The following is a 10,887-nucleotide window of genomic DNA, read 5'->3' as shown; positions in this document are numbered from 1 at the left end:
AATTATATATATGGATAACATAAATATGTATATAAAAGGGGAGCAATAAGATGAAAGAACAAAAAGAAATGTTTGAAGAAATCTCTGAAGTACTAAAGGTATTGGCGCATCCTGTTCGTTTATCATTAGTAAAAATAATGCTTGCAAAAGGTCCTACTAATGTAACAACAATGTATGGGGATTTGGAAATGCCTCAAAGTACAATTAGTCAACATTTATCTAAACTAAAGGCTGCTAAAATGGTTACAGGTACTCGGAAAGGATTAGAAATTTATTATGAAGTAACTGACAATCGCACAAAATCAATATTAGCATGTTTAGTTTAAATGCTGACTTCTATTTCAAAATAAGAAACGCTATTCTTTTCTATGATTTTACAGAGAGAATAGCGTTTTTTATTTTTAAGGAGTATCTTTTTATTAGCTTGATGGTGATATGGTATTATCTCTAAAATAAAAAAATATTGATTTCGCTTTTATTCTTTCTCAGGAGTTTGAGCTCAAAAGGCCGACTATCACTTTGTTTCCAATGCAGTGGACAGTGGAAGAACTTATATTTTTGAATAGAGGGAATTATATGTTTTTGATATATTAATAGTTAGGAACCACAAATAAGGGGTGAAGATATAGAAATGGAATTATTTGATTACTATAAACGAAAAGGAAAGTTGAAACTGTTAATTGGGACGGGTATTTTTATTCTTGCTTTATGCGCTGTATATGAAGATTGGGGACATATTAATTGGGGGCAGTTTATCTTTTTTGTTATCGCTGCTTCTATCTTTTTTGGGATTGGATTTTGGCAGTTAAGAAAAGGAAAGTTGATACAAAAGAATATGATAAAAAGTAATGCAACATTTTGGGATGTTGATACTTTGGTTGTATTAGAATTACCAAAACGAAACAAGCAATTTGGTCTATATCATCCTGATGGTAAGTATATAGCAGGAACAAAGATGGTTTCATCAAATATTCTTTTTTCAGTAATACCCTTTTTACATAATAAAGATGTTTACGGATTAGAAACGAGTAGCGGGGAAATTCTAGCTTATTTTCATACTGAAGTGGACGGATATGATTGGGTAGTCTATGATTCAAATTATAATCAGATTGGTATGTTTAAAGAAAAAATGATACAAGGATTTACTATGATACGAGGTACTTTGATGACAGATAAAGCCACAAAATTGTCAGATGTAGAAGTTGAGTTTGATTTTATTCAAAGTACTCTCCGTACAATAGATGGACGTACATTAGTAATTGGTAAGCAGGGATATATGCCTATAGAATGGAGTGAAAGGTTTATGGGTTTAAATGTACCTACTATTACCTTAGGTTCTAATGCGTCTAATAACGAAAAAATTCTCGGTTTAGGTGTGCTCCTTTATAGTTTACGTACAATTGAGATTAGAAAAAGTCGGGCAAGTGTTTAATGAGGTAGAAGTAGTGTTTATATGCGAAATTGTATAGAAATCTCATTTTTCTAATTATATCTTTTTAGATTGATGGATGTGGGGTCACGTCCATCAATCTAAGAAAACAAGTTAGCCCAAAAACGATAAAAATAGAATTTATAAAAACATAAAATATAAACATTGAGGATTAAAAAAAGTATATAGTGGCTTTTTAGTCATGTAATCTTTTGAGCTGATGATCTTTTCCCCATTCAAATAGTTCATTCATAATTTGCATTAAAGATTTCCCGTATTCGCTTATTGTGTACTCAACCTTTGGTGGTACTTCTTGATATACAGTACGATGGATAATTCCATCAGCTTCAAGTTGCCGAAGTTGTTGAGTCAGAACTTTTTGCGTAATGTTTGGGATTTCTCGTCGGATTTCATTTGTTCGCATTTTTCCATCCATCAAAACACATAAAATATGAACTTTCCATTTTCCACCGATTACATCGAGCGTCGTTGCAATTGGACAGTTATCATTTTGATTCATATAACACCTCCAAAGGTACCTCAAGGTTCCTATAGCACCTGAAAGTACGTACTTTTCAATTATATGTAATGCATTCATACTAATATGTAAAGGATTGATTCATTTATAAAGGGGATGGAAAATGATGAGAACACTTGTAATTGTAGCACACCCTCATATTGAAAAATCAAAAATTAATAAAAGATGGATAGAAGAACTTGAGAAACATTCAGATGAAATTACGGTGCATGAATTATATAAAGTGGCACCAAACTGGGAGTTTAATATTGAAGAAGAGCAAAAGTTATTAGTAGAACATGACAGATATATATTCCAATTTCCGCTTTACTGGTACAGCACACCGCCATTATTAAAAAAATGGTTTGATGATGTATTAACATATGGATTTGCATACGGATCAAAAGGGGATAAAGTGAAGGGAAAAGAGTTTGGTGTAGCAGTTTCTATAGGTGGATTAGAAAAAGATTATGAAAATAGCGGAATTACGATGGATGAGTTGACGAAACCATTCCAAGCTACATGCTTATATACAGACATGAAATTTATACCTTCATTTTATTTATATGGTGCCGAATATAAATTAAGTGATGAAGAGATTGATAAAAGTGCACCTGAGTATGTGCAATATGTAATGAACAAGAAGTATTCTAATATATAAGAGGAAATAGCCATTTACTTGTGAAGTAAATGGCTATTTTATATTCTTGTTATATTCACTAAGTGTAATCTTTAGTAAATTAATAGTTAATCTGGTAAAATAAAAAACCTAACATATATAAAGGGGAGTTTTACTTGAGAACGATGCAAAAATTATTACAAAAAAGAGCAATGCAATCACCAAATTTGGAAGCGCTTGTAGGCGGAGGGAAAAGATATTCGTTTCAGCAATATAATGAACGAGTAAATCAGCTTGCACATTATTTATTACATAATGGTGTGCAAAGAGGAGATCGTATAGGAATACTATGCAAAAATAATCACCCATTTCCAAGCGTTATGATGGCAAGTTTAAAAATTGGAGCGGTATGTATTCCGCTAAATCATCAGCTTACTGTATATGAATTAGAAACGATTGTAAAAGAAGCGAAATTAAAAGTGTTAGTTATTGATGAAGAATTTAGTGAAGTGTTATTAAATGTTGATGCTGTTAAAGAAATTCCTTATGTAATTCAAACGACAAAAGAAGGCTTTGGTTCATTTGAATTAGAGTTGCAAAAACAGCCAATGACAGAACCGAACGTAGAAGTTCATGAAGAAGATGATGCCATTTACTTATTTACTTCAGGAACGACTGGACAGGCAAAAGCATGCGTAATTGGACATAAAAACTTACATCATTATTTTGCAGAGATTGCAGGACAAAGAGAAATTCCAGCAGGTGAACGCTTTTTATCCGTGCATCCATTATTTCATATGAGTGGCGTGCTTTCTATTTTAAATTGTATTTATCATGGTGTTACGATGATCTTCTTAGCTGATTCGAGTCCTACTCTTATTTGGGATAAGATTGAAGAAGAGAAAATTACTACGATGCTTGCATTCCCGGCTGTTTATAGCTATATGCTTGATGAACTAAATAAAAAAGAACGTAACATTTCAACCTTTAAAGTAGCACAAAGCGGTGGAACAAAAGTGCCAGAAACACTCATCCAAAAATATATGGAAAAAGGAATCTATATGGTGCAAGGCTATGGTAGTACAGAAGGTTGGGTTGTAACATCATGGCATCCAATGATGGGAAAAGAAAAGATGTCTTCTGTTGGAAAAGCCTTGAAAAATGTAGAGGTGAAAATTGTTCATCCAGAAACAGGACATGAACTTAAAGCAAATGAAGTTGGAGAGATTCATGTAAGAAGTCCATATATGTTTAAAGGGTATTGGAATAATGAAAAGGCGACAAAGAAGGTAGTAAAAGATAATTGGTTTAACATGGGCGATGCTGGCATGATAGATGACGACGGATTCTTGCATATTATGGGAAGATATAAAGACGTTATTATACGCGGTGGTGACAATGTATATCCAGACCAAGTAGAAGATGTTATTCATGAAATACATGGTGTTTTAGAAGTTGCAGTAGTTGGAGTTCCAGATGACTTTTGGGGAGAGGTTCCAAGAGCTTACATTGTGAAGGATGGCGAAACAACAGTAACAGAAGAAAGTATTATTCAGTATTGTAAGGAGAAGTTAGCAAGTTACAAAATTCCAGAAGTGGTATTCGTAGAAGAATTACCGAAAAACGCTTTAGGGAAAGTGTTGAAGAGGGAATTAAGGGATGTAGTTCTTGTGAAATAAAAATGTTATTAAACGATGAAGAACCCAGTTATGTATAAAGCATGACTGGGTTTTTGTCTATCAAAACATAATAATTTACTAGATTTTGTATTTTGTGTAAGATAATAAAGAATATTCAAATATTAATTAAGGGAAGAGATGTAAATGAAGCTACCGCTATTACAGGTAGAGACAGAGAGATTGATGATCCGTCCGTTCCAAAATGATGATTATGAAAGTTGGTTAGATGGATTTCATAAGAGGTTACCATCGCAGTATAAATATGACGATGGTTATCAAGTTATGGCATCATCAACGAAAGAATGGTTCACGGAATGGATTAGAGGCTTTGATGAAGCAGCACATCGAGATGAGATGTACGTATTAGGTATTTTTCGTAAAGAAGACGGAGCTAATATTGGTAAGCTAGAGCTGATTAAAATTTTACGTATGGACTATCAATGGGCGATGATGGGATATTCCATACATAATCAATACTGGAAAAACGGATATGGCATGGAAAGTGTGAAAGCTGCAGTATCGTTATTTTTTAATCGTCTTCATTTTCATAGAATCGAATTACATATACATGTTGGTAATGAACCATCCGTTCGTCTTGCGGAAAGAGCCGGTTTTTCTTTTGAATGCAAGAGAGAGGCGTTTTCATTAGAGAATGGTAAGTGGATGGATTTTCTTATTTATTTTAAAAATAAGGAGATGAATATATGAGAGTTCTAATTACAGGTGGAAATCGCGGATTAGGGTTACAGTTAGTAAAAGTGTTTCATGAAAATGGACATATCGTTTATCCGTTAGTTAGAACTGAGGTTGCGTTAACACAATTGAAGAAAATGTTTAGTTGCAGATGTTTTCCTATATTGGCAGACTTATCGATTGATGAGAGTACGGAGCAAATGAAAAACCAGCTTGAGGAATATACAGAGTATATTGATCTAGTTATAAATAACGCAGGAATTACTGGAAAGGAGACTGAGGTTTTACATACGAATTCAGAAGAGTTAACGGACTTATTTAATATTCATTGCTTAGGTGTAATTCGAGCTGTAAAAGGTACATATGTGGCTTTAGCTAAATCGGATCATCCGAGAATCATAAATGTGTCCTCTCGGTTAGGTTCATTGCATAAAATGGCCAACAAAGAGTTTCCGCAAGGCCATTTCTCATATTCATATCGAATTGCTAAAGCTGCACAAAATATGCTAACACTCTGTTTACAACAAGAGTTTGAGGATAAAGGAATTCGTGTAACTGCTATTCACCCTGGAAAATTAAAGACTGAAATTGGTGCTTTTGATGCGAATATGACCCCGGCTGAAGGAGCAAAAAATATATATGATTGGATAATAGATTCAAATGAGGATGTTTCAGGGAAGTTTATTGAGCCAGGTGTAGGTGAATTAAAGTGGTGATATACGATCTTGCAATCATTCAGAATTTGTTTGGCCCTTCTAAAAAAGTATTAAATGGCTTACCAAATGCAGTAACGATTGAAGAAATCGAAGAAGACGTTTTGTATAACGTACAAACATATAAAGAAAAGATAAGTAGATTTGAAGAGGTTTGTTTTAATTGGGAGTTAAAAAGAGCGAGTATTGTATTAAACAAAAGGTTTAGTAGTTATAACTCAAGTGTGAGAGTGTTACTTGATGCCGGTTTTTCTTTGCACGCAGCAAAGATAGAAGTATGTAGAGAATTGAACAATATAGAAGAACTTGAAAGACAATATACATATCGATCAATAGCAGAAGGAACGTTATCGGAAAAAGATTTTAAATATATTTGGGAACAATGTATGTCGGGTTCAGGGAATCAAACTTCAATTTTAACTATCGATGAACATTTTTATTCTGTACAAACAGAGTTAGGTAAGGGTTGGGAAAAGTCATGTATTGTTTTTTATGATAAAAATGAGCCGATTGGTATGTCCATACCGCATATAGAAACTGGAACAGAAAGTGAAGGACGATTATTTTATTTTGGGGTAATGCCTTGTTATCGTGGGAAAGGAATTGCTTCCCGGCTGCATCTTCAATCTTTACATATGTTAAAGGAAATAGGGGCTACTTATTACATCGGAAGCACACATACTTCAAATGAAAAGATGCAGAGAATATTTTGGAGAAATAATTGTTCGTTGAAAACGGAGATAGAGCTTTATTATAAAATTTTTAAAGAAGGTTAGGAGAAAAGAAAATGAAGACTATAAACGTATTTCATTATGACGCATTTACGAATAAATCGAATATGGGTAATCCAGCAGGTATTGTATTAGATGCAGATGGATTAACAGAAGAGGAAATGCAGCGTATTGCTGAAAAAGTTGGATATAACGAAACAACTTTTGTTCTTTCCTCAGAAGTAGCAGATATAAGAATGCGTTATTTTACACCTGGTTATGAAATGGATTTATGTGGTCATGGGACAGTTGGAACTATATACGCCTTACGTGAAAGAGGTTTATTAGAAGAGAAAACAAATATTACGATTGAAACGAAGGCAGGGATTTTACCGATACAAATAGATGTAAATGAAAAGGAAGGAACCTTTATTAAAATGAGGCAGGCTACACCTCAGTTTAAAGATTTTACAGGTTCAAAAGAAGAATTAGCTCATAGTATCGGTTTAGAAGTAAATGATTTAGATGTAAGTTTACCGATTGTATATGGAAGTACGGGGAACTGGACCGTAATTGTACCGGTTAAAAATCTAGATGTATGTGAGAGAATGAAACCTAACAATGAGGTGTTTCCATCGGTATTAAAAGAAATACCTAACGCTTCTATTCACCCAATTTGTCTAGAAACTTATGACGAGAAGGTACATATGCATGGGCGTCATTTCTCATCAGCTTATGCTGGAACGATTGAAGATCCCGTGACAGGAACAGCTTCAGGTGTAATGGGAGCATATTATGCGACGTATGTGGAGAAAGATTTTGACCATGAAATGGAGTTAATCGTTGAACAAGGGCAAGAAATACATAAAGATGGTCGTGTAACGGTATATGTAACGAAAGATGTAGAAAATGAGAAGTTACAAATAGATATTGCTGGTACAGCTGTGTATGTGAAAGAGTTTGAAGTTTTACTATAAAAAAGAAAGCCCGGCATACATCCGGACTTTCACTATCTGTTCAATACTTCAATATACGAAGCATCTCCAGTTGTTCTTAAAGCAGAGCGGAAATTGTTATTTTCTAACGTTTTAGCGACTTGTTGTAACTGCTGTGCATCATCATGATGGATGAGTAAGCTGTCAGCACCGCTTTCCTCTATATGAATGTGTTCGACATTTCCGATGGCATCATGTACAGCTTTTAAAAATTCAGGTTTCATATTGTCCTCCTATATGTATGTAACGTTGTTGTTAGTATTTCCTTATTTTTGAAATATAAAAGTAAATGAAAGGAGAAATAAAAATGAATATAACGCAATTTAATGAATATATAACATCATTATTTGGAGAGCATCTTCATAAATACGGTGATGGTGAATATGGATTTACTCATATAAGTAAAGATGAATTTCACAAAATTGGTTACACAACAAATTTGACGTTAGAGACGATTGAAGAAGGGTATAAAAATGGAATCGACATGATAGTTACACATCATGCACCGTGGAGTTTTTTATTTGGAATGGAAGAGGCTTGTATTGAGAAATTAAAACAATATGAAATGAATCATTTTTGGATTCATTTGCCGTTAGATTTTATTGAATTTGGTACGTGTACATCATTATTTAATGAAATTGCGATAGATACAATTTTAGAATACTCTACGTATGAGGAAGAGGAATTACCTGGAATAGGAGAATTTAAAGCACCGATTGCATTTTTAAACTTGGTTGAAAGACTTGAAGAAAAAATGGAAGAGAAAGTGAAGAGCTGGAGAAACCATGATAAACCAGTAAAACGAATTGCGATTTTAACTGGTGCAGGGAACAATACAAATTTGATTGAACGTGCATTAGAAAAAGGGTGTGACACGTATATAACTGGAGAAAAAACATTATACACAGTGCAACATGCGAAATTTAAAGGCATTAACTTAATAGTAGGTAGCCACACATTTACAGAAGTTTTTGGTGTAGAAAGTTTAGCTCGTAAGTTAAAAGAAAGAGATAATTTAATAGAAATTACTAGATTAAATGAAGATCATTTGGAGTGAAGAAATTGTATCACATTATCATAAATGGAATGAATTATTTGATGAAATATTGAAGGAAGCAGTTGCAATGAAATAAAATTATTTTTTGTTATATTAAGATTTTTAGGAGGAATTCCCTTGTGTTTGTCAAATAATAGTAAAGTTGTCTTTTGAATTGAAGAAATCTTCGGGATTAAAGGGTGAGGGAATGGACATTTCAACAATCGCTGCACAACTAGTTAAGGAGAAAGTGATTTCACATTATCCAACTAGCGTAAAAGTGCTGAACGGGGGAACGACAAGTACTGTATATTTGTTGGATGAAAAATACGTTGTAAAACTTAATGAAGCGGAAGTAATACGTGAAGAAGCTATTTTTCTTTCTTTTTATGAAAGGAATACTTTGTTTGCAAATCTTTTGTATAAGGAACCTTTACATACATATATTGTGTATTCTTTCCTTGAAGGTAGTACTTCGTGCGGACGAGGACAAAAAAGAATTACGCTTAGTACCCTTGTAAAAGAAGTTATTAATAAGTATGAAATAGTTTCACGTATAGATGGCTGGGGATGGAAAGAAAGTCCGGTTCAATCTTGGAATGAATTTTTAACGACAAATGTGGTGGAAGCTTATGAAAATGTAAGACGTTACATAAGTGAGGAAGAGTATAGAACAGTTCTTAAGTTAGCAAATAGCCCAAATAGAGGGACTGGAATAAATCATCCATTTTTACTGCATGGTGATCTTGGATTTCATAATTTTATATTTCAAGGAAATATGCTACATGGTGTAATTGATCCCCTACCAGTGTTAGGAGATCCTATATACGATTTAATTTATGCGTTCTGTTCAACCCCGGAAGATGTAACGAAAGAAACGATTGATTATGCGATGAAACAATGTGTATTTCATAAAACAGAACGTGATTTATATGAAGAAATAGTTATAGGATTATATTTGCGTATAGATACGTGTTTAAGACATCACCCGAAAGATTTAGAAGATTATTTAGCAGCTTGGCGTTATTGGATGGACGAGGTTGAGGTGACTTTATAGTACAAATATTTTTGGGGGGATCGTGAAATGAATGTTTCAGACGCGAAAAAGGATTTAGCAATCAAAACGAAGCGAGGATTACCGATTATATTAGCTGGTGTTTTATTTTGGATAGTTATGAGTATAATGGGCTTTGTTCTTTCTGAAAAACAAGTGGTGTGGGTATATTTAATCGGTATGGGATGTGTGTTTCCTTTTGGATTAATGATAGCTGCTATATTGAAAATTGATATGTTTGCGAAAGGAAACCCGTTAGGGGTTTTGGCAGGATTAATTGGTGGGATAAATGTATTGAATATTCCGCTTGTATTACTTGCCTATTTTCAATTTCCAGAATGGTTACCTTTTGTAGTAGCGATGTTAATAGGTGTTCATTTTATCCCGTACGTATGGATTTATGAAAGCAAAAGTTATGGTTTATTATCCGTAGGGACTGTATTCGTAACGTCAGTTTGCGGGATTCTTTTTGCAGAAAAAGGATTTACTGTTATTCCATTATCCGTTACAGGTGTTTATTTACTTACTTTTATCAGTTTATTAATTGAAAATAAAAAAGCAGATCATTATCAACAAAAATCAGCTTAATAAAAATAGAGGGATAGGGGAAATTATGATGAAAAATTTCGTTTGTACAACGTGTGGCGTGCAGTATGCAGCGGGTGTAGAAGAACCAGTGAGTTGTCATATTTGTGATGAAGAGAGACAATATGTGAATCCGAAAGGGCAGTCTTGGACGACGCTAGAAAGCTTACAAACAAGTGATACATATAAAAATGAAATAATCGAAGAGGAAAATGGGCTTTTTAGTATTACAACAAAACCAGGATTTGCGATTGGTCAAACGGCATATGTAGTGAAAACAGAATCATATCGTTTACTATGGGACTGTATTACTTATTTAGATGAAACGACAATTGCGAAAATAAAAGAGCTTGGTGGACTAGATGCAATTGCCTTGTCTCATCCTCATTATTATTCAACACAAGTAGAATGGGCAGAGACATTTGATGTACCGATTTATATACACGAAGATGATAAAGAGTGGGTGATGCGCCCGAGTAGTCGTATTATTTATTGGTCTGGTGAGTCTTTACAATTAGCGGATGGATTGGTTATTCATCGTTTAGGTGGTCATTTTAAAGGTGGATCTGTCTTACATTGGGAAGAAGGTAATGATGGGAAAGGAATTTTGTTAACAGGTGATATTATTCAAGTTGTAGCGGATGAACGATGGGTAAGCTTTATGTACAGCTATCCAAACTTAATTCCATTACCAGCGAGAAAAGTGGAAGAAATGGTGAATCGAGTGAAGCCGTTACAGTTTAATCGTTTATACAACGCTTTTCATCGAGTAGTAAAAGAGAATGCAATTGAGGCAGTGGAACGTTCTGCTGAAAGATATATTAAGGCGGTAGAAGGAAAGTTGTTTCATACGTAAA

Annotated in this window: 14 protein-coding genes; 12 read left to right on the top strand and 2 right to left on the bottom strand. The window is 33.8% G+C overall.

Features of this window, described 5'->3' with window-relative positions; translation table 11 throughout:
• Positions 1–50: 50 nt before the first annotated feature.
• Complete coding sequence (locus tag ACTFR9_RS09185; RefSeq protein ID WP_000662957.1) at positions 51–326, top strand: ArsR/SmtB family transcription factor; 276 nt, start codon at positions 51–53, stop codon at positions 324–326.
• A gap of 305 nt (positions 327–631) precedes the next feature.
• On the top strand, positions 632–1,432 hold the full coding sequence (locus tag ACTFR9_RS09180; protein ID WP_000418468.1) for a hypothetical protein: 801 nt from the start codon (positions 632–634) through the stop codon (positions 1,430–1,432).
• A gap of 193 nt (positions 1,433–1,625) precedes the next feature.
• Here the strand turns inward: ACTFR9_RS09180 and ACTFR9_RS09175 are convergent, their stop codons facing one another.
• The gene (locus ACTFR9_RS09175; RefSeq protein ID WP_001072984.1) at positions 1,626–1,949 is read right to left on the bottom strand and encodes a winged helix-turn-helix transcriptional regulator; all 324 of its coding nucleotides are present in this window, start codon (positions 1,947–1,949) and stop codon (positions 1,626–1,628) included.
• Between the two features lie 124 nt (positions 1,950–2,073).
• Between ACTFR9_RS09175 and ACTFR9_RS09170 the strand changes: the two genes are divergently transcribed.
• From ACTFR9_RS09170 to ACTFR9_RS09145, 6 genes are all read left to right on the top strand, one after another.
• A complete protein-coding gene (locus ACTFR9_RS09170) occupies positions 2,074–2,607 on the top strand; it encodes an NAD(P)H-dependent oxidoreductase (protein ID WP_002170196.1) in 534 nt (177 codons plus the stop codon).
• 143 nt (positions 2,608–2,750) lie between these two features.
• Complete coding sequence (locus tag ACTFR9_RS09165; RefSeq protein ID WP_229136766.1) at positions 2,751–4,244, top strand: class I adenylate-forming enzyme family protein; 1,494 nt, start codon at positions 2,751–2,753, stop codon at positions 4,242–4,244.
• Between the two features lie 144 nt (positions 4,245–4,388).
• The gene (locus ACTFR9_RS09160; RefSeq protein ID WP_000775369.1) at positions 4,389–4,952 is read left to right on the top strand and encodes a GNAT family N-acetyltransferase; all 564 of its coding nucleotides are present in this window, start codon (positions 4,389–4,391) and stop codon (positions 4,950–4,952) included.
• On the top strand, positions 4,949–5,653 hold the full coding sequence (locus ACTFR9_RS09155; RefSeq protein WP_001264497.1) for an SDR family NAD(P)-dependent oxidoreductase: 705 nt from the start codon (positions 4,949–4,951) through the stop codon (positions 5,651–5,653). The genes ACTFR9_RS09160 and ACTFR9_RS09155 overlap by 4 nt, the downstream gene beginning before the upstream one ends.
• Positions 5,650–6,426 (top strand): GNAT family N-acetyltransferase, encoded by a 777-nt coding sequence (locus ACTFR9_RS09150; RefSeq protein WP_000638688.1) that lies wholly within the window; start codon positions 5,650–5,652, stop codon positions 6,424–6,426. The genes ACTFR9_RS09155 and ACTFR9_RS09150 overlap by 4 nt, the downstream gene beginning before the upstream one ends.
• A gap of 11 nt (positions 6,427–6,437) precedes the next feature.
• Entirely contained in the window at positions 6,438–7,337 is a 900-nt protein-coding gene (locus tag ACTFR9_RS09145) for a PhzF family phenazine biosynthesis protein (protein ID WP_229136765.1), read from the top strand.
• A 32-nt stretch (positions 7,338–7,369) separates the two neighbouring features.
• On the opposite strand, the gene ACTFR9_RS09140 is transcribed toward ACTFR9_RS09145, so the two are convergent.
• Positions 7,370–7,579 carry a hypothetical protein gene (locus tag ACTFR9_RS09140; protein WP_000801653.1) on the bottom strand — a complete coding sequence of 70 codons (210 nt, stop codon included), beginning with the start codon at positions 7,577–7,579 and terminating at the stop codon, positions 7,370–7,372.
• 83 nt (positions 7,580–7,662) lie between these two features.
• Here ACTFR9_RS09140 and ACTFR9_RS09135 point away from each other — a divergent pair, with 83 nt between their 5' ends.
• The 4 genes from ACTFR9_RS09135 (at position 7,663) to ACTFR9_RS09120 (ending at position 10,886) form a co-directional block, all read left to right on the top strand.
• A complete protein-coding gene (locus ACTFR9_RS09135; protein WP_048557280.1) occupies positions 7,663–8,412 on the top strand; it encodes a Nif3-like dinuclear metal center hexameric protein in 750 nt (249 codons plus the stop codon).
• 187 nt (positions 8,413–8,599) lie between these two features.
• Positions 8,600–9,448 (top strand): aminoglycoside phosphotransferase family protein, encoded by an 849-nt coding sequence (locus tag ACTFR9_RS09130; RefSeq protein WP_229136764.1) that lies wholly within the window; start codon positions 8,600–8,602, stop codon positions 9,446–9,448.
• 27 nt (positions 9,449–9,475) lie between these two features.
• Positions 9,476–10,033, top strand: a complete 558-nt coding sequence (locus ACTFR9_RS09125) for a DUF7010 family protein (protein WP_229136763.1) — start codon at positions 9,476–9,478, stop codon at positions 10,031–10,033.
• A gap of 25 nt (positions 10,034–10,058) precedes the next feature.
• Positions 10,059–10,886, top strand: coding sequence for an MBL fold metallo-hydrolase (locus ACTFR9_RS09120; protein WP_001997879.1), 828 nt, complete (start codon positions 10,059–10,061; stop codon positions 10,884–10,886).
• Position 10,887 lies beyond the last annotated feature (1 nt).

The sequence above is a fragment of the Bacillus cereus group sp. MYBK222-1 genome, from assembly GCF_051916425.1.
Lineage (GTDB): Bacteria > Bacillota > Bacilli > Bacillales > Bacillaceae_G > Bacillus_A > Bacillus_A paranthracis.
This window is presented reverse-complemented; position numbering and strand designations above follow the sequence as displayed.